We start from the raw sequence: 26,393 nt of genomic DNA on the forward strand, positions 1-26,393 counted from the left end.
CCTTCTATCCCGAAATTGCCAATACCGTCAACGGCTCAATTCTGGTTAGCTTTTTTTTACGATGCCTTACGACAGGTAGGATGGAAAATTCTTTACTTAACCGTTTTACGCCAGAATTGCTTTTACATTCTGAGGTTCCTTATCCTTGATTCCCAAATCCTCAGCAGTCAATCCTTTCTGGAAATAGTCGACACCCAACATGGTTGAAGCAATCCGGATGACTGCATTTATGGTGGGTGTGGGCACACCCCAGGCGCGGCCGATCAAAGACCAGGGGACCAGGCCAAAGGGTAAATCCTCGTTTATGTAACGCGTATCTACGGATGACGGCGCCGGAAAGACCGGATCGCTGTGAATGGGGCTTTGCCGAAGGGTTTCAGACAAGGTTTTTTTGCCCAACGAATAATTGGCATAAAATGTTTCAAATGAATCTTTTATCGGAATACCATCCGTGCTGATAAGTTTGAGCAGGGCCATGCGCTCTTTGTCCATTGACAACATGACTCTGGCAACTGATTCGGTGGCACCATCTGCATACAGGTTCCAGCCTTCACCGCCGGTTGCTTCAATTCGCCCGGCGTTGAACAAAACCATGGGCGGGTGAACGATGGGATTTAAATTGTTAAGGCTTGTGGACCACACATTTTCGGCGGCAACAAATTGGGGGAATACGGGTCTGATTTTTTCCAAAAACTCCGCTGTCCGACTGGCCGGCAGGGCTGCTGTTGGAAGCTTACTTTTTAAGCCAATGCAGGCCACCACTCCTGGCTCTGAGGCCCGGGTGGCATATAAGAGCGAAATGGTCTCAACCGGCGTTACCCGGGCGGTGACTCCGGCCTCTTTCATCCATTTATGAAAACGCAGCGCCCCAAAATTGGATGTAAACAGGATAAACTGGCCATCCTCGAATTGGTGGGCCAATGCCTTGCTGAAAGGTTCATGCGCATGGGCCGATCCGCCGATAATGATGATATCTACACCCTTAATGGCTGCTTTGAGATCGGTGGTAACCATATTCAATTTGGCAAAACCGCTGCCGGCATCGCCGGATATCTCGATACCGCCTTTTTTTTCAATTGCGCGAAGGGCGGCTTCAAACTCAGGCACCTCTGCCAGGTTAACCGAATAGCCTTTTAAGGCAATATCCGCTGCAAAAGTTTGGCCCGAGTTACCGGTGCCGAGAACTGCAAATTTTGGCTTTTTTGAAAATGTAGTCATTCAAGGTATCCGTAAGTCAGCTAATTTTAGAGTAATCTTTGGTATACTTTTTAAGCTTATCCTCATTCAGTGCAACCCCGAGACCGGGTTGGGATGGAACCGTCACAACCGATCGGGATATGTTTTTGGCAAAGTCAGTAATGTCATCCGACATTCTAAGCACGGACATGTAAGCATGTCCCATGTCCAGCAGGTTCGGCAGCACACAGCCCAACTGCAATGAAGCCGCCTGGGTTATTCCAAAGTCAAACATGCTGTTCATTAAGACCTTTAGGCCAAAAGCATGGGTCATTTCCGCAATTCTTTTTGACTTGCTCAAACCACCATTTTTGGAAACTTTGATACTGAAGGCATCTACCGCCTGCTCCCGGATCAATGTTGCTGCGTCCCGGATCGAGGCGACACCCTCATCGGCACTCAGCGGGCAGGGTGCGCGACTACGAATCCGCTTAAGTCCTTCTACGTCATCACGTTCTATGGGCTGTTCAAGTAATACAGGGCGACTTCCACTAATGCCGTCGATAAATTCCAAGGTTTCAGCCAACGTCCAGCCCTGGTTGGCATCGACAATGATTTTAATACGGTCACCGAATTTTTTCTCAGCAGTGATCATGCGTTGGATTTCATCTTCGATCGGAAGGGCACCCATTTTGAGCATGACCGTTTTATATCCATCCTCGATCGATTTTTGGATGGAGTTTGCGTCCTCATCGGGGGTTCCACTGCCGATAGGGCTCAGCAGCGGCAATTTATCTTGGTATAAACCGCCCAGCAGCATGTGCGCGGGCAGATTATAGGATTTACCTGAAATGTCGAAAAGCGCCATATTGACTGCTCCCCTGGCCAGCAGATTGCCATGCACCAACATGTCCAAATGGGATTCCAGGGCCGAGATACGGATCGGGTTTTGTCCTATCAAATGTGGCGCAATCAAATCACGAGTGACGGCCATGACCGTCGCGGGAGTCTCGTCAGAAAATGGATTCAACGGATCTGCCTCACCTAGACCGACAATGCCCTCATCGGTGTGAACCTTTAAAATAACAGATTCGGCATCATAGCGAGTACCGTATTTTTTGGACAGGTGATATGGTTTGGCAAAGGGTATCGAAATATGAAACAGCTCGAGTCCGGTAATCTTCATTCCAAGGCTCCTAAATTGTTAGTAATTTGACCCACTTTGACATAATAGCAGAAACATCATTTGACCGCAACGACCGGGCATGGCGCCATCAGTATGATATACTGCGCGTTGGACCCGAATATGAGCTTTCCCACTTTCGATCTTCTTTTGACCCCAACGATAATTTCATCAATCTCTCTTTCATTGACAAATTGAACCAGATCTTCTCCGGGAGTAATCGGGCTGACAATGGCTTCGGCTTTGCATTCAATCCCTTTGTCTCTGAAAGACCGCCTGATTTTTTCAAGCTCCTGTTCGGCCTTTTGTATATCTTCCCGTTTCATTTCACGACTTTGGGCCAATGACCTGACGACATATACTTTGGCGTCAAAGGCTTTGGCGTGTTTCTCGGCCAGCGTTAACGCTTCTTTGGCAGCATTGGATTGATCATATCCCACCATAATCTTCATTATAGCCTCCTCACTGTTCAATAAGATTCAAAAGATCTTCAATCTAAGACGTATTATGTTCTGTATTTTCAAACAGAAAAGTAAAATTGCTGCACCCATTTTGTGCAGGGTATAACCATTGTCCAGTGGTCTTAATCAAGCTATGCAGTCAGAGAAACGATCTCTTCCGGCGTCTTATGGGCGATTCCAAGCTTTTCAAGATTCGTTCCCGTTGAAACATAATCCACGTCGTGAAGCCACGAGGTCAACCGAACGGTCAATTCGATAATCGGGGATTCCACGGCTGCTTTTTTTGCCATTTGCAAGGCGGGAACATTCAGACCCGGAACATCTTCGGTCAGATAACGACTTTGCACATTGTGACCGATGACATCTGTGTAAGGGCTTTGCGGACTATTCACATACTCATAATAGGTTTTAGCGTCGTTTTCTCCGTAATACATCTTTAGCTGCTCTAGCGTTGACATGAGCTCCAACGAGAGCGCTTTGCCTATGGCAAGGCGTTCTTCGTCCATTTGCATCATCTTTGCAGAGATCAGGGGGGTTATGCCGTCCATGTAATGACGAAAGGTTTCCGGATTATTTTCGATGCCGCCGTAATTTAAGAGCACCGGAAGCGGATGGAGGGTCTGATTGGGGTTATCCAAATCGACTTCCAGCAAATTTTTCCCGGGGATAAAATGGACATCACCCGAAAAAATATCGTTCATAATGTCAACCACTTCCGGGTTGTCGCCGCCAGGAGAGGTGGCTATTTTCAGGCGGAATTTTTTCTTATAAATCGTGACGGTATTGTATGTGCTAATCCGACATGCGTATGGAAGTGAGACCGTTTCAGATATGGTGATGTTGCGCTTGATCCCGCGATCGGACATCATTTTTTTTAATCGCAAGCCGCCATAATTTCCGGGAACAATGATGACATGCTGGCCGTCGACAAGGTGCGGGACCAATTTTGCAAATATGGGTTTATGCGCAAAAGAAGGGACAACAATTAAAATAACATTGCTGTCTTTTACAGCCTCCTCAATAGCCATGGTAGCGCCGCTGAGTTTACCACCGGCTTGAATGTCCCCATCTAAAAACATCTCTTTTTCTTGCCTGATTTTCAGATAGTCCTCTGTTTCTTCAAGGGGCTCATACATGATGACAGGATAGCCTTTTTCAGCGATCTGCCCGCAAACGGCTCTTCCGCCATGTCCACTCCCTAACACGGCATATTTTATGTTTTTTTTCATTTCCAATTTTTCCGTTTCATAATTCTGGGTAATCTTTCGGCCACAGTTTGAACTTCAAATACTTTTTTGTGTCCTGGTGTCTGATGGTTTGAAATATTACTTAAAGAAGTATTATAATCTAATGTTTTAGTAGAGATGGCATGCGACCGCGTGCCCTGGTTTTACCTCTTTGAGGGGTGGTTCAGTACCCCTGCATATATCCATCACCTGCAGGCATCGCGTCTGAAAACGACAGCCGGGCGGCGGATCAATGGGCTGGGCAACTTCGCCTCTAATTTCAGGTATGGGCCTTGTATAGGCGGGGTCGGGGATCGGAACCGCAGCGATGAGAGCCTGCGCATATGGGTGGAATGGCTCGGTGATCACATCCTTTGTGATACCCAGTTCCATAATCCTGCCCAGATACATGATCATCAACCGCTCCGAAATGTTGGACAGAATGGAAAGGTCGTGGGAAACATAAATACATGAAAAGTTCATGCGTTCGGACAGGTCCCGGATTAGGTCCAGTATGCCGGCCCGAATGGAAACATCCAGCATCGACAAAGGCTCATCGGCAATGACTAGATTCGGCTCTAAAACCAGCGCCTGGGCTATACCCACCCGCTGTCTTTCCCCGCCGCTCATCTGATGAGGATAGCGGTTTTTGTACTCGTCGGGCTCTAAGCCGGCCATTGAAATCGTTTCCAGGGTTCTCTCGCGGATCTCGGTTTTATTCTTTTCGGTAAGCGCCCGCAAAGGTTCTGCCACCAGATCAAAGACCGTGTACCGCGGGTTTAGAGATTCATAGGGATCCTGAAAAATGAGCTGAACTTCACGGCGATATTTCCGGAGCTCTGTTTTGGACATCACGGCGATATCGTTTTCTTTGTAGCGGATGGTACCGCCGGTCGGTTCCCGAAGTTTGGCGATCGCCAGGCAGCAAGTGGACTTGCCGCAACCCGACTCTCCGGCCAGGCCCATGATTTCGCCGGCATCCAGGGAGAAGCTCATGCCATCGACAGCCTTGATGACTCTGGGTTTCTTGCCGCCTACCAGTTTAGCCAGAAAGGTGGGTTCGAGATAGAAATACTGTTTTAAGTCGCTGACGTCGAGGATTGCCATGTCTTTTTGTCTCCCGCTAGTTTGCGAAATTCTTCCACATGATCGGTACGAATGCAATGCACGAAATGACCCGGTTTTATCTCCAGATCCGGCGGCCTTTCCTTCTCACATTCCGGAACAACAAACGGGCACCGGAAGGCAAAAAGGCACCCGGGAAGATCCCCCAGCAAAGATGGCGGCGAGCCGGGAATTGAAATGAGCTCCCGATCAAGGGCTTGAATGCTGGGAAAAGCATTTTTAAGACCCAGTGTATACGGGTGATAGGGCTCATTGAAAAGCTCCATCGATTCGGCAAATTCCATCAAGCGGCCCGCGTACATAATTCCGATGCGATCGCTCATTTCCGCAATGACAGAAATGTCATGGGTAATGAGCAGTATGGATACCGATGACTCGGACTTCTTGCGGATTTCCTTGATGTTTCTCAGGATCCGTTCCTGGACCAGAACGTCCAGGCCGGTGGTTGGTTCATCCATAATGACCAGATCAGGGTTTAAAACCAGGGACATGGCGATCATGGAGCGCTGGCGCATACCGCCGCTGAATTCATGGGGATAAGCCTTCATCATGCCGGCCTGCAGGCCCACCGCGTCAAAAAGCTTTTTAACAATCTGTTCGCATTCAGCTTTACTATTATCGGTGTGGGCCTGGATCGCTTCGATGCACTGGTCCCCGACCCGGTAGACCGGGTTAAGGGCGTTCATTGCGCTCTGGGGGACCAGGCCGATTCCTTGCCAGAGAATTTTTTCCCGGAAATCTTTCTCTGGCATGGAAAGAATGTCCTGTCCTTTAAATTCCATTTTGTCAGCCGATACATGAGCGCTTTTGGGAACCAGACGAATTAGGGTGCGAATGAGGGTCGATTTGCCGCAACCGGATTCACCGGCAAGGCCGACGACCTCGTTTTCATCGATAGATAAAGTGATCCCGTCATTGGCCTTTACGACACCCTGCTCTGTTTGATAATGGGTTTTCAGATTTTCTATTTCTAAAATCATTTGGTGTTATCTCCGCTATCGCTGTTTTAGGCGTGGATTGGCCACTTCCTCGTACGCCCGGGAAATGAAAACCAGGGCGCTGACCATCAGGATAATACAGATCGAGGGCCAGGCAAACCACCACCATGCCGTCCGGATTTTTCCCGAAATCCAGAGGTTATATAACATGCCGCCCCAGGTAAGGTTGTCCGGATCGCTAAATCCTAAAAAGCTGGCGCCAGCCTCAGCAAGAACGGACCAGGCAATGTTAAAAGAGGTATAGAGGAGTAATAGCGGCAGGATGTTGGGCATGATATGCCCGTAAATGATGCGCAAATTGCTGCAACCTCTGGCCCTGGCCGCCATGATGAACTGGCGTTGCCGGATGGAAAGGGCCTGGGAGCGAACCACCCGGGCCGAGGTGCGCCAGACGATGCAACAGATGGCGATAATCACAAACCAAATATTGCGGCCGAAAAGTGAGATCAAGACGATTAGAAACGGCAGGAAGGGCATGCCGTACACGATATCGGTAAAACGCATTAGAATTTCATCAATTTTTCCGCCATAGTAAGCTGAGAACAGCCCAATGTTGGCGCCGATGATGATGGAGATCAGCCCGGACACCAATCCGATCAGGAATGTGGTCCGGGTGGCGAGGATCATCTGACTCAAAATGTCGCGGCCCATGGCGGTGGTGCCCAGCGGAAACTCCAACGATGGCGGCCTTAGCATGGCCAGCTTGCCATTGGAATCCCGCAGTGGCTCCCATAAATCGTGAGGGGCAATCCAGGGGGCCAGAATGGCGACCACAGCGAAAAAAATGAGAATCACAGCGCCGAAGATACCGAAACGGTTGCTTGTGATAATGCCGTACTGGGTAACAAAAAAGTCTTTTATGCTTTCCAGTTTCATTCCATTGGCTCCCTTGGTAGTCGGTTTTGAATATGTCGGTCCCGGCAAAACCCCTGGTTGGCCATGCCGGACTTCCCGCTAACGGCTTCCTTCCTGATGAGCCGGTAGGTGGATGGGTCCATGAAACCTTTAGTGTTTTCCACCACCCACGGATATCCTCGGATCCAGGTAACAATAGGCAATATCCGACACCAGATTCAGGACAATAACCAGAGCCGCCAGCATCAAAAAAGTGGCCTGCGCCACCGGGTAATCGTGCGAAGAAGCTGCTTCAACCATCAACTGGCCCATGCCGGGCCAGGAGAAAACCTGCTCGACAATGACCTGCCCTCCCAGTGCAAACCCGATCAGAACTGATGAAACAGTAAACACCGGCAATAGCGCGTTACGGGCAGCGTGTTTCATCATGACCCTGTTGGGGGACAATCCCTTGGCCTGGGCCAGCTCAATGTAATCGCTACCGGTCACCTCGAGCATGGAATCCCGCATGATCAGCATCGGAGTCGCCAGATAGTAAAAGGCAGTGGTGATCGTCGGCAACACCAGGTGGTGCAGGAAATCCTTGCTGAAAAGCATTTGAATCCCTGTCTCCAATCGCATGCCCGGGGTGGCCATGCCGCCGGTTGGAAAAAGATCAAGCCGGTAGCTTAAGATTATTAAAAAGAGGATACCGGTCACAAAAGGAGGAGCGGATTGAAGGACCAAGGCGCTCACGGTGGAACCCACGTCAAGGGCGCTGCCACGTTTCCAAGCCATCAGCATACCCAGGCCCGCGCCAATCACCAAGGTAAAGCTCATGGCGGCGCCCATCAGAAAGATCGTGTTCCAGAAACGATACGCAAGGATGCCGAATACCTCATGCTGAGTGGTGTAGGATCGGCCCCAGTTGAGCGTGACCAGGTTTTTAAGGTACAGGACGTATTGCATGATCAAAGGCTTGTCCAGTCCAAATGCCTCTTTTAACCGGGCCTGGGCCGCCTCATCCAGGGCTGGGCTGATCACCTGGGCGGTGGGATCGCCGGGCATGACACGAAAAATAAAAAAAAGGATTGTTGCCACCGCAAATATCGTCATAATCGTGTATAAGATTCTGCGGATGATATATTCTTGCACCTTTTTTCTCCTCTACTGATGTGGAGGCGACCGACGCGTTCAGGTCGCCTCCAATGTTAGAGGGCAATATTCGATTTATGCCGGATAGTGGAGTTTGCCCTTTTTCCAGGTGTAGCCTGCGTCGGCCAGGATCTTTTTGGCCTTGTTGACATCCTCGGGGAATGGCTTGACCGCCGGGTTATGCCAGAATTTATTGGCCGGTGCGATGACCGAACCGCCCGGATCGGCCAGGCCGGACAATATGGCCTCGATAATCAATTCCTTGGGGATGACATGGGCGATGGCCTTTCTGAAGGCCGGATCGTTCAGTGGCGGCCGGCGGGTATGATAGCCCAGGTTGTAGAAGCCATGGTTGGGATACCCTTTAGCCACAACGTTTTTGACCTTTTGCAGATCCAGCAGCAGACTGGGTTTAAGGATATATCGGTTGCGGTCACATTCACCTTTTTCGATAGCCGCGGCAACCGCATCATGGGAACCGTAAACGATCCCGATAATTCCGGCGCACTTGGGCGGATTGAAATGCTTTTTAAAGGCTGACACCTTGAATTCCCGGCCCCGGTCCCAGTAATCCAGCTTGAATGGGCCGCTGCCGATGGGTTTCTCATTCGGGTAGTTGAGCGGATCGCTCACGTCAACCTTCTCGGGGATATCCTGCCAAACATGTTTGGGGATCAGGAACATGCCGCCCAAAAGGTTGGGAATAAAGGGGGCGTAAGATTCCGCCAGTTTAATACGCACGGAATTCGCGCCTGTGATATCGACGCTCGCCACCCGTTTCAGGATCTGGTAGAAAAAGGGGTGTTTCCACTGCTTGCAGTAATCGAAGGTAAATTTGACGTCTTCAGCAGTCAGCGGTTTGCCGTCGTGCCAGAGCATTCCCTTGCGGATGTTTAGGTCAAGCGTCAACTGATCGATTACCTTGTAAGACTCGGCCGCCCAGGGCACCATGTTCCCGTCAGGACCAACCCTGAACAGCGGATCATATATCATCCGCAACTCCATGAACTCGGTGGTGTCCTTGGCCGCCACCGGGTTCATCATCTTCAAAGGCGTCGGGCGGGCTGTCCTAACATAACCGTCACCCTGTACAACTTCCATATTAATATCCGTCCAGAAACTTCCGGTGCCTTCTCCGAGCATGGGAACGACATTCTTGATGCGATCGGAGCGATAGACGGTGGTCATCTGCATATAGGCAACCACAGTCAAGGCCTGAGCTTCATGGCACATTTCTTGGGCCTTGAAGACGATTTCTTTTCTTTTCTCAATGTCCATTTCCTGTTGCTGGGCCAGCGCCATTTTGTCGATTTCGGGATCGTTCAGCCCATACCAGTTATAGCCACCTTTCTTATATTGCGAAGAATGGTGAACCTGGTAAATGAAAACATTGGGGTCGATGCGAATGGAGGCGCCGGACAGCATGACAAACCACATGTCATAATCATGCTCCATGATCACCTTTTGGACATTCAGGTTATAATCGATGGGGTCCGCCTTGACGTCCCAACCGATTCGCTTGAAGGCGTCGGCGCACACACGGGCCACCTCCGGTCTGACCGGGTCCATGGTGGCGGTGGCGGTTGTAATTTTCATGGGATCCACCGGCGCTCCCGCTTTGGACGCAGCGAAGACGGCGCCGGGGCCTGCGATCATGGTAGCCCCGATCGTCCCCCCTGTTATTTTCATAAACTCACGTCTTCCTATTTTCCGTTCATTCATTTTAAGCCTCCTTATTGTGAGATGATTACTTGCGGTTGGCTGGTTATCGCGGCCATTGAACTTACTCAAGGTTTTGAAATGATCGAGCCCGGTTGATAGGAAATAATGGTGTACCTTTTTGAATATCAAAAAGATAACCATTGCTAAAAACAAATTTTACAGAGACGGTACTTTGCTAGTCAGGAAAAAATTGCGTGTTAAAAGTATAACTGACAACAATTGCATGCTATTTTGATAGGGTAGGCTGATGGTTAGCCGTTTTACAGGATAGTAAATTTCTATAGATTAAACCCCATTCAAAATCAACACTTTTTATTTAAAATTTGGATCGGTGCGCTTCCTTTTTAGCGGGCTATTTCCCAGTCCGGGCCAAATTCGAATCACTCCAAATAACGCCCGCAGAACAATCCAAAAAGCTGTAATGAGCCAAATCCAGGTAAGCGCGCCTGCGATCGTTTCATCGAGCAGATAGATAGCAATGGCGCCGCAACTCGTTGCAATAATAATGGCATTTCGCAAATACCGAAAGTCACTGGTTCCCCAGTGAATGCCGTCGGTGGCAAATGCCAAGGCATTGACCGGCTGGATGAGAGCGGCTATGGCCCAGGCAGGGACGAAAAGGTTTATCGCCGAAGGCGGAACAAAAAATGCGATCACAAGCGGCTTTCCAAACCACAGCAGGACGCCCATCAGCAGGCCGGTTAAGAAACTCCATAAACAAACAATTCGCGCAACTCTTCTGGTATGCTCCATTAACCGCGGACCGATAAAATACCCAATCAGGCTTTGTCCGGTGGTCGCATAAGCGTCCAAAAAAAGAAACGAAAATACCCAGACCTGCCGAACGGCCTGATGTGCCGCTCCTGCATCCGGTCCGATGCGCGTGGCCGCGCGGGTGGTGATAATGTAAAATGCCGTCAGAAGGCCGGTACGAATAAACAGATCTCTGCCGATCTTAACCAGTTTGACGACATCACGAAATTGTATGCGGTAAGCAAGACCTAATCGTTTATGGATAACCCACATCAGGCAGATCGCACCTATCCATTGACTGACCGTGCTGGCCAGCCCCGCGCCGAAAACGCCCAGGCGAGGAAACGGACCGTATCCGAAAATCAGCAGAGGATCCAGTATGATGTTGAGCGTATTGACACCCGTAGCTACCCAGAAGGGCGTATGCATATCCTGCATTCCCCTGAAAATGCCAAAGGCGGCTATGGTCAGTAAAACTGCCGGCGCTCCGAAAAGTCGAATTTGAATGTATTGCGATGATAAATCATAGACAGCGCCGCTGGCACCCATGACCTTTGAAACATAGGGCACAAAAGGCAAGCCAAGCATCACCAGTAAAAGTCCAATCAAAACAGCTAGCACTAATGCCGTGCCCCCGATGTCTTTTGTGATATTGAATTCCTGGCGACCTTGAGCCTGGGCCACTTCGGTCTGGGTTCCGATGCCTAAGAAATTAAAAATCCAAAAGATGCCTGAAAGCGTTACCGTGCCAACCCCCAGGGCGGCGAGTGATTCCGCGCCCAAACGCGCCACAAAGGCCGTATCCACCAAGCCTGTTAAGGGCTCTGCCACCAGCGACAACAGCACCGGCACCGACATGGACAACAGTGTCTTATGCGGCGACTTTACAAAAGGATGATCATTTTGGCCGTTGGCTTTGGTTTTCACAATGCTATGCGCTAAAAATTTAAAGGTTACGTTTTGGAAATAATCAGATTTTCTACCTCACAAAAAGATTTTCTTCAATTTAATTTAAACGGGATTAAAAAAATAGCTGACAGGGGTTGACAACCCTATTTTGAGTCTGATATTGTTAATCGTAAAAATACGATAAACGGATAGTCTACCATGACACAAACAAAAACAGCGATACCACCCGCATGTTGCACATTAAAAATCGCCGGCAAAGAACAGGAGCAGCTGGTTTCCATGCTGAAGGCAATCGGCAATCCTATCCGTTTTGAGATCATCAAGTTCCTGGTGACCCATCCGGGGTGCATCACCGGTGATATTGTCGAATATCTGCCCATTGCCCAGGCCACCGTTTCCCAGCATCTCAAGGTGTTAAAAGAGGCCGGTTGGATCTCTGGAGTTATTGAGGGCACCGCCACCTGTTATCAGCTGGATGCAAAGAATATTGGATGGTTTCGTTCAGTTGTAACAGATATTTTTTAAAATTGATTGCTCCCGCTGCCGGGACATGAGCTGCTTGAAAGCAGCGTTTTTTTTACGTTTGTATATCGTAATTTTACGATAAACCATAGGGGCATTAAAGATGATCACACACGTCTTAGACATTGGCCAATTCATTTTCGACGCCTTTCTTCATATCTGGCCGTATTTACTGGTCACCATCCCGCTGGCCGTTGCGGTTCAGATGTCAGGCGCCTCCAAATATATCAAACGCGCTTTTGAGGCGCGACCATTGATCGCTATTTTACTGGCAACGATAGCGGGCGCTTTTAGCCCATTTTGCTCATGCGGGGTTATTCCGGTCATTGCCTCATTGTTGATCAGCGGAGTGCCTCTGGCTCCGGTGATGTCTTTCTGGATTGCCTCCCCATCAATGGATCCGGAAATTTTTTTTCTGAGTGTCGGAATGATCGGCTGGAATCTGGCCGTCTGGCGCCTGGTGGCCACCCTTTTGATGAGTCTGGCCGCTGGCTACATCACCCATATGCTCATGCAAAAAGGATGGCTGGGCAAAGAGATCCTGCGCATGCACAAGGAGGTAAGGGTACAAAGCACTGCGGACTTTTTGAAGAGAGGCTGGCAGAAAATTAAAGACGGTTTCGCAAATGGTAAACCCTCAAAACGTGTGGTGCCGCCGTTGATCCCCAATCCAGGGCGTTGGCTTCAATATGCACCCGTTATTACTTCTGCTAATCCTGAAATGACTACCAGTTGCCGTTCGTGTTCAACCGAAACCACAGCACCCATCAGCATGCTGCCAGAAAGTCTTCAGTTCGCCAAGGCGCCCCCTGCTGAGGACGCCGGCAGCAGCGCAAAGCAAGGCTGCGGCTGCGATGAGACCACCGTGACATTCCGGCAACGCCTGTTTAAAGAAACCCTGGGCGCGACCATGATGGTGGTTAAATTCATGGCGCTGGCCTTTTTTCTCGAAGCTTTGATTATTCTATACGTTCCCCAACAATGGATAACGGCAGCACTGGGGCAGAACAACCCCATGGCGATCACAACCGCAGCCCTTTTAGGGATACCGACCTATACCGGCACTTTGACCGCGCTGCCGATGATCAGCGGATTGTTAACCCAGGGCATGAACCCGGCCGCTGCCCTGGCATTTCTGATTGCCGGGCCGACCACGACACTGCCAGCCATGGCGGCAGTCTGGCCCTTAGTGGTCCGGCGTGTTTTCGTTCTTTATGTTGTCTTCTCTTTGGTCGGGGCGGTTTTATTCGGCTATTTTTATAAAATGGCGGCCATGGGCTTCTGAGATCAAGATCTAAAAATGCTGACTTGTTATTGCAAAACCAAAATTCTTCCTTTAATAATATGTAAATCCAACAATAAGGGGAAAGGTGTGCAATGGACGAGCGCAAAGAAGTAACCGTTCAAAACTACAAAGGATGGGAAGACTTTTATAAAATCGAAAAAAGCGAAAAGCTCGATTTCTTTATCCGCAAGGGGCGCATGTTGGACATTTTGTTTTCCCAGCAGTTTGACCGTCCCTTTCTCGATAAGATGTGCCAGCTGGCCACCCAGATCCGTCGCATGGCCCTGACTAAAATGGGGGCCCGCAAATTAAGCGGCCTGCTATCACACAAGCGTGCCATGCTGTATTTTGTACAACCTTCCACGCGAACTTTTATATCCTTTCTCAATGCCTGCCACATACTGGGGATGAAAATATCTGAAATTCGCGGCACCAGCACCAGCTCGGAAGTCAAAGGCGAATCCCAGGAGGACACCATCCGCACCTTTGCCAGTTATGTGAATTTAATCATCATCCGACATCCTGAGGCCGGCTTTGCTGAAAAAACTGCCTGGCTGCTGAATCAAAACAACCTGCCGGTGGCCATTATCAACGGGGGCTCCGGGCCCGACCAGCACCCCACCCAGGCCCTGCTGGATATTTACACCCTGGAGCGCTCGTTTCGCAACATCGGCGGGATGGACGGCAAAAAAATTGCCATGGTCGGTGATCTCAAACGCGGCCGCACCGTGCGCTCGCTCAGCTATCTGATGCGAAACTATAAAGATGTCACGCTTTATTTTGTCGCACCGGAAATATTCCGCATGAAAGATGACATCAAAAGTTTTCTTAAAAAGCACAACATCGAATTTTACGAAACCGAAGACTTCGCCAGTGTCATGCCCCAGGTGGATGCCATCTACATGACCCGCATTCAAAAAGAATATTCCGAAGCCCCGGCTGAAGAAACTGACGTTTACCCGGAGTTTCATTTCACTAAAGAGCATCTCTCCGTTATCCAATCCCATTGCATCATTATGCACCCGCTGCCGCGCCGCTATGAAATTGAAATCGAGGTCGATAAGGACCCGCGTGCCGCTTACTGGAAGCAGGAACGCAACGGCATGTGGATGCGCGCTGCATTGATATCGTATCTTTTCGGCGTGGATGATGAAATTACAGCGGAATTCCGATAGGTCACCAACAAAACAATCTGGCTATAGTGTGGATAGCAGCAGAATACCGGAAGTCTCTGGGCAGGATTTGCCAGACGGGCGACGGTTACTGAAGCCGCATCGGAAGGAATCGCTTCAGAGAATAGGTTGCCTGTAGGAATGGGTTTAAATTTTATAAACCCTCTGGGGGCCCGTTGCCTGCTGCCGGGGCACAGCAGAAGAATGTTGCGCACTTGAACGATCACCTTTTTTCGCTTTTAAGCGGGGCAGAAATCGAAGCAAAAGAAAAATGATCACAAAACCGATTAAGCTGAGGCCGATGAAGGTCAAATTGTTCAAAGCGTCAACCCTTTTCTAAGTTTGATACGTTTGCGACTGCCTGTAAAAAAGGGGGCAACCCACCATGAACTGCCCCCCTTTTCAAGGATGTACATCTTTCTCAAGACTCTCACAAACTACCTAATATGATAGCACAAAGAAGCTGCTAAATAAAGCCCCTTCATCGATCAATTTGCTCTTGAACTGCTGTCTGTCAAACAGGCAACAGGCTCAATTATCCGACCTTTGCTGCATATTTGAGATCACCCCTAAAGTATTTGAAATAGATGCCAATAACTTAGTTGAGGTATCTCAATATGAAACTTTTCTTACTCATACTTGGTATTGTGGTTATTTTATTGAACATTTTTCTGTGGTATTCGAAAAAAAAGATCAGAGCCGCAAATGGTCATCCATCTTCAGATAGTGACAATTATTCGCAGGCCGCTCCAACTGAATTTTTAGACAGCCCTGAGGCCGACGACCTAAAAAAGGCTGCGGCAGCTGAGTTGGGAATAGCAGTTGAGCAGCTGAATCGCATGTCTACCGAAGAGATCGCCCATATGGCATCTGAAAAAGGGCTGATTTAAGACCACAACCAGCCAGATGATAATTGCAGGACCTTTTTTGACATCAGATGGGTGTCAGGAAGGTCCTTTTTTATCTATCGATCCCAATATTTAACTTGACTCAACACACCCCCGTGCGCATGTTTTCAAATCGTCTATTTCCAACCCCCAACCCGTTTCTAAAAAATTTTATCCTATGAAAATATCAAAAATCGGCACCGCAAAATTGTGGCCAACGATATCATGCGTAATGATGATATTAATCGTCTTGATGGGCTGCACCGCCTCAAATTACGGTCGGCTAGCATCCAATCCTGATGTTACCCAGGCATTTCAGGCCTATCAGATCCTGCCGGATCACACCTATTACTACAGAGGCTCGTCTAGCCGGCCATTTGTCATCGTCGGCATTCACAAGGACTTCACGCTAGATTCACCGCTATGGGTCAAAATTGATGCAAATTCAGAAGATTTTCGCAACCTGGTCGGCCGGGTATCGCTCCAGGCTACGGGTCGCACCACAGAACCCTGGGGATTCAACATCATTGATCAAACCGGAAGGAAAGTCGGTGTGTGGTATTCAGCAATTCGCAATGCCACGGTGGAAGTAGATCAATCTGGCCGAATTGCTAAATTGTTACCCATCCGAACGGTAACCAGAAGAGGACAAGGCATGTAAAACCCACTTTAAATCTATCGCCTAAACACTTTCACTAGAGGGACGCCCATATAATTATAAGTTTCTCAGGTACCGCAAGGGGACGCCCATAAAATTATAAGATTCTAGGCATCCTTTATTTTAAATTCTTCTTCTCTGGCAATATTTTCGCCTCTTTTTACACACTGGCTGATGGCCGGCTGGGTGATCCCGATTCGTCTGGCAAGCTCAGTGGCGCTGATGCCTAACTCACGCACTGCCCAATAGCACAGCAAACTGCGGGCTTTAACGGTTTGCGGATGTTTGCCTTTTTCCCATACCTGCTCAATTTTAACGCCGATTATATCAGCCACTCGCTGGGCAAGTTGATCAACTGTAAATCCTTCAGCTTTCAGTTGATATTGGCGATCAAGTCTCTCCTGCGCCTTTTTTAAAACCTGTTCGACAAAATCACTGTCACCCAGTATGCGCTCATCACTTTTTAAGTGACCATCGGTATGATCAAGGGCCTTGAACGCATGCCATCCGCCAACACTCCGAATCAAACCACCACCGACCAGCTCGGATCGGCGGCCCTGATTTACACCCTTTTTGACAAACTTACGATATCTCTTGCGGGCCTTAGACGCTTTTTTCCCAAACAGCTTTAGGGTTTCATCCACTGATTGCCAATCATTTTGATAATGGCCCATCAGCACAGAGTGGCCACCATACGGGTATTCGTCTAATTTTTTTAAATTATATGCCTGATTTGCGCGTAATGGATTGAGGTGAATGTAACGCACAAGCTCCAGCAAATAGCTTTCTTCCTGGCACAAAATAGACTTATAACGGTTTTGAAACAAATGCCCGCTTCTTTTGTGACGATGGTTAAAATTTACAGCATGGCTCGTCAGCAACCTTCGCATGATAGTGGCAATGGGGGTGAGGCTAGTTTTTAAGAGCAGATGAAAATGATTGGGGAGTAAAGCCCAGGCATAACAGGGGGTTTGGCTTTCGTTTAAGATATCACCCAGACGCTGGACAAAGCGTTTACGATCGGTATTGTCTTTAAAAATATCCCGCTTTTCAATGCCGCGAACGATAATATGATGTAAGGCGCCTGGGGCATCTATGCGGGCTTTACGTGGCATGCATTTAGATATAGCAAATTTTAAATTGGAAAGAAACTTATAATTTTATGGGCGTCCCCCTACCAAAAGCGGATATTTGGTTTGTTGTTTAGCTTTTTGGGCAAAATTTGTAATTTAATGAACATATGTGCTACCATATATAAAGAAGTACACTGAGGAACGACATTCAGCGGTATTCTCATCCTACCTTTCTCATTCGATATAACCGCTAAAAACCAATTCAACATCAGGCCATAAGGAGGTTCGCTATGCTACGACTGGTCTTTGCCGTTTTATTTATTCTTGGCATTACCCTCATCCCCAGATTAATCCCCAAAACCCGGCAAAAGCTAGTCGTCGACGAGGAAGGCAACAGCAAAAAGATCGACGAAGATAACCCGCTGCGCAAATACATTTTACCGTGCCAAATCGGTTGCGGTGTAATTGCGGCCTTTTTGATTTTCTCAACCTCTTTTGTGATCATCGATGCGGCCCGCATTGGTCACCTTAAACGAATTTATTTGGGCGAGCCCATGCCGCCTGGACAAATTGTCGCCTTTAATGGCCAGAAGGGGCCCCAGGCAGAAATCCTGCCACCCGGCTTTCACTTCAGACTGCTGCTCAACGTGCTTTTTGATGTGGAAGAATACCCGGTCATTGACATCAAGGAAGGTACCTACGGCTATATGGTGGCCAAAGATGGCGCCCCACTCAGAGAAGGCCAATATCTGGCCGATTCATGGCCCAACGATCAGTTTCAAAAGATGCTCCAAGCCGAATATTTTTTAAAAACCGGCGGACAGAAAGGACCCCAGCTAACCGTCCTGCCGCCGGGCAAATACCGCTTAAATCAATACCTGTTTAATATTCAGCTAAACGAAGCCACCGATATACCGGCGGGTTTTGTGGGTGTTATCAAATCAAACGTGCAGGAAACCGAATCCTATGAGCTTGCGCAAATACCTTTCGAGCTTGAGGGGTCGCTGGCCGTTCCGCTGGTTACAAAAGGATCCGTCGGTGTCTGGGAAGATCCCCTGCAGCCCGGCCGCTATTATCTGAACCGTACCGCTTATAACGTTACGGTGGTTGATACCCGGGTGCAGACCTGGAACTATAAAGGCGGCTACAGTCGCCGCTATATTGACCTGCAGGTCACCCAGGACGGCAAAATTGAGCAAAAAGAGCGCTCGGAAACCGTTTCCATTCCAGAAGATGCCGCCGATTCAGCCATTTTTACCCGTATGGAAGGCTGGCTGGTACCCCAGGAGCTGCGCATACAGGTACAGGTGGAGCCCAAAGATGCCCCGTTTCTGGTGGCCTCGGTCGGCAATGTCGCTGCCGCGGAAGACAAGGTGGTCACCCCATCCATCCGTTCGGTGGTCAGAAATATTTGCGCAGCAGAAAGAGTGCTGAGCCTGATCGACGAAAACCGGGCGGCTGTAGAGCAGCGAATTGAAGCATCGGTTATTCCTGAAGGCAAAAAAGCCGGTGTCACGATCAAAGACGTGCGCCTGGTGGATTCGGTGGTGCCGCCTGAGCTTTTGGTGGCCCGGCTGCGGGAGCAACTGGCCGAGCAGCTCCAGGAGACCTTCAAACGCGAAAGAGAGGCTCAGGATCAGCGTATTCAAACTCAAAAAGCCCGCGCAACAGCCGATCAGCAGCCTGAGCTGGTGGCGGCTGAGATCCGGGTGAAAATCGCTGAAAAAGATAAACTGGCCGCTAAGCTGGAAGGCGAGGGGCAAAAATTGAAGCTGATTGAAATTGCAACCGGCCAGAAGGCCCAGTCTACTGTGTTGGGTCAGGAGCGCGTCATGCAGCTTGCCGTATTGGAAAAAGTGCTGAACGCGGCAGTTGAAAATCCTGAAATCGTTAAAATACCAACAACACTGGTCACCGGATCAACCGGTGGTTTTGAAGGCGCGGCCGCCATTCTCGGCGCCAGCAATATCGCCAGCGGTATACCGCAAAAACAAGAAGCTGCCAAAGCACCGCAATAGAGCACCCGGGCTGAATAAGCCCTTGGTAAAAATAATTAAAGCTACGTCTAAGGGTCTTGCATCTATGCTTGCTTTGTAGAGTGCAGATTAATTTATAGGTAACATTGCGCTTACTAGAATCTTATAATTTTATGGGCGTCCCCCTAGTTTTTCCTTCAATGTAATATTTTTCAAATTAAAGAATACCTATATCAATCTCAATTATTTGGAGAATAGTCCGCGAAAACCCTTCTTACGGATATGTTCTTCTAAACTGAGCAACTTAGTTTTGGGATTATATTTTTTTAAAAGTTTTATTAGATGGGAAAATGATTTAATGGCTTGTCCTTTTAATATCAAACACTGTTTTTCCTCTAAATCTGTAACATGAATAGAAGAATACTGATTTTCACCTTTATAATAGAAGTAATATGCCTTGAAAGTGTATATTCTCCAAGGAAAAGCTTCTTTTTTTTTAAACCATTTCCAAAATACTCCTCCATGTTCAACTATTAGTCTGTCTTCTTTAATAAGTATTTTACCAAATACTATTTTAAAGTAGCAATCAAAAAGCAACATTATAAATAAAGCAACCAGTATTCCAGCAAATAATTTATTTTCGGAAGCACATCCTACAAGAATAGGTAAGGTCACCGCGACAAATAAAAATATAGCATATATTTTTCTCCAAAGTGTGTATTGAAAAACGACGGTTTTTTTCTCAGATATTTTCTTAATCATTTATTTACAAATTTGCTTAAAATTTAGCGAATATGTTTAGTTATCTTTTGTGCCATTGGAACGTGCTTTGGTAAAGTTGACACTGGTTCCTTTGCATAGAGGTGCATTAGTAGCCTAGTGATGATTTCTAATCGTTTCGGGTCTTGAAGGCCTAAATATGCTCCACCGGCTAAAACCCCAGCTGTTTTATACCAGGTATTTGGTGTCCAGAGTACAGCAAGGGACAGTCCCGCACCATAGGCTAACTTTTCATACCATTTATCGGCGTCGACTAATTTATCTGCATACCAATTTGCTGCATAGTCACCAAAACCTGTCCCGAAGTAATATCCCTTATAAATTCTATCTATTGCTTCACTAAAGGTACCATCACTTATATGACCTTGGGAGACAATATTGGCACTGTAGTAATCGGATTTATAATCAAAATTACCACCATAAGTTTGTGAATAATTAACAAATGGCGCTGATCCATCAAATGTTGTTCCGAATGAACTATTGCCGAATTGGTTTGATGATGCGAATCCAACACTATTTAAGCTGACGCCATTTTTAGATGAAGAGCCTCCATCTTTGATGGCGTTTTCGACTTTATCCCCTGCAAAATCACCGGCTAAATAGGATACCGAGGCGATGCCAGCTTGAATCGCTAACCCAAGACCTGGGACGGCTATATCAAATACGCTAAATATAATATTTGTGAGAACAACACTGGTAACATTTGTCGTTACAAATTTTGTCGCATCATCAGCAAATCCCTTCACTTTGTCCCATAAATTGCTGAAAAACCCGTACCCCGAAGGATCAATGTAGATTAACGGGTTGTTGCGACAGTAGCTGTAGCGATTGAGCGTCTGGGGATCAAAAGGCGCCTGGACAAACGGATCTGCGCTGATAAAACGGCCGATGACCGGATCATAAAGCCTGGCGTTGTAATTGTAAAGACCGGATTCGGGGTCAAATTCCTGGTCAGTGTACTTGTAATCGGAAACCTCCGTCCCGCTGTGACTGCGCAGCGCGCCAAAAGGCATATACGATGACGACTCCACCATCTCACCGGCAGCATCGGTCATCACCGTGGAGCTGCCCAGATGGTCCTTATGAAAATAGCTGGTCTCAGCACCTTTAATCATCGCAACCCGCAGATTGCCGGCGAAGATGTATTTAGTGGCTACGCCGTTTTTGATCTCAAAATGAGCGCCGATGTAATAGGTGGTGCTGCCGCCGCCGATAACCTTTTTGGCCCGCACACCGTCACCGTCATAGGTAAAATCAGTGGTGACCTGGCTTCCGCCCTTAGCGTGCACGATACGGGTGACCATGTTGTCCGCATTGTAGCTGATGCTGCGGGTGGCCACCTGGGCCGGATCGCTAAAGTCTGGCCCGCTGATCATGTTGCCGTTGTCGTCGTATTCATATTGAAAGTCGAAACCATTGACGTCGATGGTTTTAACCGCATGCTTGTGCCAAGTGTCATAGGTGTAGTCAAAGGAGCGGTTGCCGATGGTTTTGGCGGTTAAATTTCCGGTGGCGCCGTAGGTGTAGCTGATCGGATCATAAGCGCCGGTATTGGTTTCAGATTTGAGCCGGTGCAGTTTGTCGTAGGTGCAGTAAAAGCTGACCCCTTCGATATTGTTGGTCATTTCTTTGATGTTGCCCGCCGGTGTATAGGCATATGTTTTGTTCTGATAATACGGTTCGGGCGTCGGCGCGGGCACCCCTATCCCCGTCATGGATGCAGATTGACTCGCACTGCCAACCCCAATTGACGCGCTGGCGGATTGATTGCCGACCACCTGCGGCCCCTGGGTGACAATCGACATCAGGCGGGTGGATTCCGGATCGTAGGCATATTCCGTAGTAACCGTGTTGCGATAATCAATTCGGCCGATTTTACCGGTGGGCGTATAATTTGACATATATGCCAGCAGGCTGGATTGTGGGTCTCTGACGGCTTCAAGCAAACCGCTTTTCGGATGGTAGGTATTGGTCAGTTGATAACCATCCGGATAAGCGGTGTTTATGAGCTTGCCGGACAGATCGTAGGTGTATTGAGTGGTATAGGTGGCGGCATCTCCGGCAATGGTTTTAGAAAAACTTTTAATGTTGCCGATCTCGTCATAGGCGTTATAGATGGTGGTTGCATGCGCGTTGGATGCCGCATACAGACGACCTCTTCCATGAGCAATGTCAAGGTTGTCGTAGGTGTAGGTAACGGTTGGGTCATTTGTTGAGTAGGTTTTTGAAATGATCCGATTTAGCACGTCATAGTTAAATGATATTGTCTGCAGTTTTTCATCGATTTGGGTGATCAAATTGCCGTTTGAGTCATAGGTATATTCCCAGTAGCCCATGTCCGGGTCATTCATGCTGATTTTTCGGCCCAGTGTATCATAATCGATGGTGGTTGTGTTGCTGTAATGGTCATTGACGGTCAGCAGGTCCCCGGCGGCATTATAGGCATAGCGGGTGACATAGTCCTGCTGATCGGCATGCTCGACGACCTCAACCACCCGCCCCAGATAATCTTTGCGCTCGGTTTTACGGCTGCCGTCCGGATCGGTGACGGTTGCTGACAGGCCGTTGTAGTCAAACGTGGTGACAACCGAGCCATATTCACCATCGGCGCTTTCAACGGCTTCCGGCCGGCCGCGAAGATCAAAAGTGATCTGCTGCCAGGGATAAGCATCGGAAGGACTTAAAGGATAATCCACACCGGCGGCAAAAAACGGGCCTTCGGCCAGATCGTTGCGCCCCAGGGCATCATAAAACTTTTTGGTGACAATGGACTTGCCGGCCTCGCCAAAGGAGATCGTCTGAATTTCCCGGCCCAGCCCGTCAACATATTGATAGGTATCGATGGTGCTGCCGGATGGGTCTTCTTTGACTTTGGTGACCACATAGCGGGGAAATTCAGTATCGACATATTCGGTGGTCACCTGCCCGCCATTGGGAAAATCCACCTGCACCAGCCGCCCGAATTCATCGTAAGCATATTCGGTTGGGTTACCGTTTTCGTCTCTGGTGGTGATCACTTTGCCAAAGCGGTAATCCCAGGCTTCGTTTTCAACGATGTGAGAAATGCCGTTGGTTTCAGGATAAATTATTTTTACGGGAAAGGTATAGGTGATGGTATCGTATTCAGTGGCGGTGATGTTCCCTCTGGCGTCTTTAACCGTTTGCTGATTGCCGTACGGGTCATAGGTCATCTCGAGCCTGGGGTTGTCACCATCACTCAACCAGAATACTTTGTACAATAAATTGCCGGTATCGGATTCATAGCCGTAATAGGCTTCGCGCACCTTGCCGCTGCTACTGCCTTCAATGGTTTCCTGCGTTGGGCGCCATGTCCAGTTTCCAAAATTTGAATACTGGTAGGTGGATGTCAGCGTCTCACCATCGGTGCCGGATATGGTTTTTGAAAGCAGATTTCCATTGGCACTATTGTATTGATAAATTTCTTGGCGGGTTGTTGTCGCACCATCATATGATTCGGCGATTTTTTGCTGCAGGTAGACAAAACAATGCGCGGCATAAGGCAAATTTGCCGCTACATAAGATTCCACAAACCATGAGAAAGCTGTCTTGGACAGCAGCGCGCCGGTTTCACCGGGCTCTTTGAACTCAACCTGAGATGGTCTGCCTTTAAGATATTCGTCTTGATGAAATTGTGTAAGTGTGACGGTTTCATGCGGCGTACCCGGTGCGCTGGTCTGCACGGCGGTATGAAACCCTCTGAATTCCCTGCTTTCAATATCATAGCGCCCCCCCGTATAGCTGAACGCCGTACCGGCCAAATTGTCCAATCCGTCGTTTACGGTTATTTCCGAGACCGGATGCAAGACAAAGGGCAAAAAATCGTTGGCATAATGTGAAGAGGGCAGATAATCAATGGCGGTTGACCCGCCGGCGCCATTATCAACTTGAGCCAGCAGATCCGGATAAGATCCGCCGGCCATCAAGACAAACCAATTGCCGGAATTATTGGGACCGATAACAATATCGTGCATACCGTCTCCATTCACATCCATGGGACGGACATGAGCTGCCTTTTCTTTTTTCCGCCAGCTGTCGTAAAGGCCTTTAAGTTTCCATTCGGTCTTGTTGATAAAACTGCTTCCGGTGGACATCAAGATGTACCACTCCCCGGAGCCATTGGGACCCAATACGATATCCTGCATCCCGTCTCCATTGACGTCAGCAGAACGAATGCGGTAATTTTTCCAGCCGCCGAAGCTGTTTGTCATCCAGGCGCCTTCATCTGAAAAACTATCGCCGGTGGAAAGCAGCACATACCAGTTGCCCGATCCGCTGGGCCCGATGACCAAATCCGCAAATCCATCACCGTTGGCATCCATAGGCCGTATTTTTGCCGCATTATCATACCAGTTGCCGTAAGCACCGGTTATCCAGGCCCCATCATCTACAAAATCCGTGCCTGTTGAGCGCAGTACATACCAGTTGCCCGACTTATTCGGACCGATGACAATGTCCACCATGCCATCGGCATTAACATCCATAGGGCGTATGCGGTCCGCATTATCATGCCAGCCACCGTAGGCGCCGGTTAGCCAGACCCCATCATCTACAAATTGCGTGCCCGTTGAGCGCAACACAAACCAATCACCGTACTTATTCGGACCGATGACAATGTCCGTCATGCCATCGGCATTGACATCCACGGGGCGTATGCGATTCGCATTATCATGCCAGCCGCCGTAAGCACCGGCTATCCAGGCCCCATCATCTACAAAATCCGTGCCTGTTGAGCGCAGCACAAACCATTTACCGGACTTGTTCGGACCGATGACAATGTCCATCATGCCATCGGCATTGACATCCATGGCGCGAATACGGTCAGGATTATCTTTCCAGTTCTTATAGGCACCCTCAATCCAGGCACCATCGTTGATCATTTGATTTTCGGCGGATCTCAGCACAAACCATTTACCGGAACCGCTCGGGCCGATCACAATATCCTGTCTGCCATCGGCATTGACGTCCATCGGCCGAATAAGACCCGGGTCATCAGCAAAATTCTTATAGCCTGACTCAATCCAGTTAGACCCCAAATTTTCAAAACCGGCTTCCTTTGTTGTGTAGGTAAATTCGGTTTGGGGCTGCGACGTTTGCCCGTCACTGCCATACTGGGTTACCGCGTGAAGCAGCGAACGCGAAGTGCTTGGGTTCTGGTCCTTGTAAGTCAATTGATAGCGGCCTGCCAGTTGCCCGTTTGCATGTACCTCGATCGCCTCAAGTATTTTAGCGGTGGTCACCTTAAAGCGGGCCGTGTAGCGATCGACAACATCGGGTCGACCGGCCAGATAAAATTTGACGGTATTTGCCGGCGCCAGGTTTCCGTTACCGGTGTAATCAATCTGATCCGGATAAATTTGACCCAGTTCTTTTGTATAGGCAACGGTCATAAAGTTTCCGTTGCTGTCTTCCACCCTGTCCAAACACCATTTAAACACACGGCTGCTATCATCAGGATCAACCTGCCGCGAAGCAGAGCTGGTCCCATAAAAATATCGGGTGCCATTTTTGCCGGTAACTTCCCAGCCCGCATCGCCTTTATATTGATATTTGGTGAAACGACTTTCGATTTTGGCGCCGTAGTAGTCCGATCCCCATTCGTGCCTTTCCACAAGCTCGGATGAAGAGCCATTTATTAAAACGACAAAATCGTTGCCGCCATAATCAACCCCATGCCGGGTTGACCGCTGAATGGCCACCAGATCCAGGTCCCAGCCAACACCTACCCAGCCGTTTTTCAGGTAGCTGTTGTAAATCAAAGCCAGTTTCGGCTGGATACCCAACCTTCCGGGCGGTACAAAGATTGGAATTTTTCCGGCGGCTGCTCCGGTAAATTGAAACGTATCGACCGTGAGCGCTGACAAGGCTATTGATTTGCCGCCAGCATCATTTGAGCCGGGTAAGTCCTGATATGAAGATGTGGCTGCCGCTTGAACGGATTGCACTGATTCATCAGATGACACCTCACCCTGGCTTGTTTCGGTTTTTTTATCGGAAGTTATCGATGCAAATACGGCAGGTTCTGAGACGGGTTCAGGTGTCGAAATTAAATTTGGGTCGGTTTCTTGTGGGACAACGGTGCTGTCATCGGCAATTGATGCTTTTGATGAAATTAAGATTAGGACAAAAATACAAAAAATACCAAAAAAAGCCCTGCCGCCCCCTTTAAATAGCTTCATTCATGCTCCCCCTTCAGCAGAAATAAAGTTACCCCTACAGCTAAGCTTTACTCAGGTGTGAATTTGTGGCGGAATTCTAGCAAAATAAACAAATTGGATCAAGCTAAAAATAGTAATATTTTCAATATTTTACATTACTTTACAGCATTTGACAGCATTTGACAGCATTTGACAATTTGGCTTAAAAAATAACGATAAATTTGATCTTTTTCGTCAATCATGACTACAATTTGACGGGCGTAATACCTCTAAAACTGTCTAGTGAAACCAACTGACATTACGACCGGGATGGTCTGATCGC

Annotated in this window: 19 protein-coding genes; 6 read left to right on the forward strand and 13 right to left on the reverse strand. The window is 48.5% G+C overall.

Features of this window, described 5'->3' with window-relative positions; all coding sequences use genetic code 11:
- Nucleotides 1–105: 105 nt before the first annotated feature.
- The 10 genes from QNJ26_01455 to QNJ26_01500 all read right to left on the reverse strand — a co-directional run bounded on the left by QNJ26_01455 (nt 106) and on the right by QNJ26_01500 (nt 11,560).
- Nucleotides 106–1,218, reverse strand: coding sequence for an NAD/NADP octopine/nopaline dehydrogenase family protein (locus QNJ26_01455; protein ID MDJ0984180.1), 1,113 nt, complete (start codon nt 1,216–1,218; stop codon nt 106–108).
- A gap of 16 nt (nt 1,219–1,234) precedes the next feature.
- Nucleotides 1,235–2,362 (reverse strand): enolase C-terminal domain-like protein, encoded by a 1,128-nt coding sequence (locus QNJ26_01460; GenBank protein MDJ0984181.1) that lies wholly within the window; start codon nt 2,360–2,362, stop codon nt 1,235–1,237.
- Nucleotides 2,363–2,418: 56 nt separating this feature from the next.
- The gene (locus tag QNJ26_01465; protein ID MDJ0984182.1) at nt 2,419–2,811 is read right to left on the reverse strand and encodes a universal stress protein; all 393 of its coding nucleotides are present in this window, start codon (nt 2,809–2,811) and stop codon (nt 2,419–2,421) included.
- Between the two features lie 140 nt (nt 2,812–2,951).
- A complete protein-coding gene (locus QNJ26_01470; GenBank protein MDJ0984183.1) occupies nt 2,952–4,049 on the reverse strand; it encodes an NAD/NADP octopine/nopaline dehydrogenase family protein in 1,098 nt (365 codons plus the stop codon).
- A gap of 126 nt (nt 4,050–4,175) precedes the next feature.
- Nucleotides 4,176–5,153, reverse strand: a complete 978-nt coding sequence (locus tag QNJ26_01475) for an ABC transporter ATP-binding protein (protein ID MDJ0984184.1) — start codon at nt 5,151–5,153, stop codon at nt 4,176–4,178.
- Complete coding sequence (locus QNJ26_01480; GenBank protein MDJ0984185.1) at nt 5,126–6,151, reverse strand: ABC transporter ATP-binding protein; 1,026 nt, start codon at nt 6,149–6,151, stop codon at nt 5,126–5,128. Before QNJ26_01480 ends, QNJ26_01475 begins: the two co-directional genes overlap by 28 nt.
- A 15-nt stretch (nt 6,152–6,166) precedes the next feature.
- Complete coding sequence (locus QNJ26_01485) at nt 6,167–7,045, reverse strand: ABC transporter permease (GenBank protein ID MDJ0984186.1); 879 nt, start codon at nt 7,043–7,045, stop codon at nt 6,167–6,169.
- Nucleotides 7,046–7,174: 129 nt separating this feature from the next.
- A complete protein-coding gene (locus QNJ26_01490) occupies nt 7,175–8,158 on the reverse strand; it encodes an ABC transporter permease (GenBank protein ID MDJ0984187.1) in 984 nt (327 codons plus the stop codon).
- A 75-nt stretch (nt 8,159–8,233) separates the two neighbouring features.
- Entirely contained in the window at nt 8,234–9,880 is a 1,647-nt protein-coding gene (locus QNJ26_01495) for an ABC transporter substrate-binding protein (protein MDJ0984188.1), read from the reverse strand.
- A 312-nt stretch (nt 9,881–10,192) separates the two neighbouring features.
- The gene (locus tag QNJ26_01500; GenBank protein ID MDJ0984189.1) at nt 10,193–11,560 is read right to left on the reverse strand and encodes an MATE family efflux transporter; all 1,368 of its coding nucleotides are present in this window, start codon (nt 11,558–11,560) and stop codon (nt 10,193–10,195) included.
- Nucleotides 11,561–11,740: 180 nt separating this feature from the next.
- Between QNJ26_01500 and QNJ26_01505 the strand changes: the two genes are divergently transcribed.
- The 5 genes from QNJ26_01505 to QNJ26_01525 all read left to right on the forward strand — a co-directional run bounded on the left by QNJ26_01505 (nt 11,741) and on the right by QNJ26_01525 (nt 16,069).
- Nucleotides 11,741–12,067 carry a winged helix-turn-helix domain-containing protein gene (locus QNJ26_01505; GenBank protein MDJ0984190.1) on the forward strand — a complete coding sequence of 109 codons (327 nt, stop codon included), beginning with the start codon at nt 11,741–11,743 and terminating at the stop codon, nt 12,065–12,067.
- Nucleotides 12,068–12,167: 100 nt separating this feature from the next.
- Entirely contained in the window at nt 12,168–13,349 is a 1,182-nt protein-coding gene (locus tag QNJ26_01510) for a permease (protein ID MDJ0984191.1), read from the forward strand.
- 92 nt (nt 13,350–13,441) lie between these two features.
- Nucleotides 13,442–14,524, forward strand: a complete 1,083-nt coding sequence (gene pyrB / locus QNJ26_01515) for an aspartate carbamoyltransferase (GenBank protein ID MDJ0984192.1) — start codon at nt 13,442–13,444, stop codon at nt 14,522–14,524.
- 614 nt (nt 14,525–15,138) lie between these two features.
- Nucleotides 15,139–15,411, forward strand: a complete 273-nt coding sequence (locus QNJ26_01520; GenBank protein ID MDJ0984193.1) for a hypothetical protein — start codon at nt 15,139–15,141, stop codon at nt 15,409–15,411.
- Nucleotides 15,412–15,640: 229 nt separating this feature from the next.
- A complete protein-coding gene (locus tag QNJ26_01525; GenBank protein ID MDJ0984194.1) occupies nt 15,641–16,069 on the forward strand; it encodes a hypothetical protein in 429 nt (142 codons plus the stop codon).
- A gap of 104 nt (nt 16,070–16,173) precedes the next feature.
- Here QNJ26_01525 and QNJ26_01530 read toward each other — a convergent pair whose 3' ends face one another.
- Complete coding sequence (locus tag QNJ26_01530; protein ID MDJ0984195.1) at nt 16,174–17,181, reverse strand: transposase; 1,008 nt, start codon at nt 17,179–17,181, stop codon at nt 16,174–16,176.
- Between the two features lie 248 nt (nt 17,182–17,429).
- On the opposite strand from QNJ26_01530, the gene QNJ26_01535 reads away from it, so the two are divergent.
- Nucleotides 17,430–19,157: an SPFH domain-containing protein gene (locus QNJ26_01535; GenBank protein ID MDJ0984196.1), complete on the forward strand. Its 1,728-nt coding sequence runs from the start codon at nt 17,430–17,432 to the stop codon at nt 19,155–19,157.
- Between the two features lie 201 nt (nt 19,158–19,358).
- Here the strand turns inward: QNJ26_01535 and QNJ26_01540 are convergent, their stop codons facing one another.
- On the reverse strand, nt 19,359–19,877 hold the full coding sequence (locus tag QNJ26_01540) for a hypothetical protein (GenBank protein MDJ0984197.1): 519 nt from the start codon (nt 19,875–19,877) through the stop codon (nt 19,359–19,361).
- Between the two features lie 23 nt (nt 19,878–19,900).
- On the reverse strand, nt 19,901–26,092 hold the full coding sequence (locus tag QNJ26_01545; GenBank protein ID MDJ0984198.1) for an FG-GAP-like repeat-containing protein: 6,192 nt from the start codon (nt 26,090–26,092) through the stop codon (nt 19,901–19,903).
- Between the last annotated feature and the right edge of the window lie 301 nt (nt 26,093–26,393).

The sequence above is a fragment of the Desulfobacterales bacterium genome, from assembly GCA_030066985.1.
Classification (GTDB): Bacteria; Desulfobacterota; Desulfobacteria; order Desulfobacterales; family JAHEIW01; genus JAHEIW01.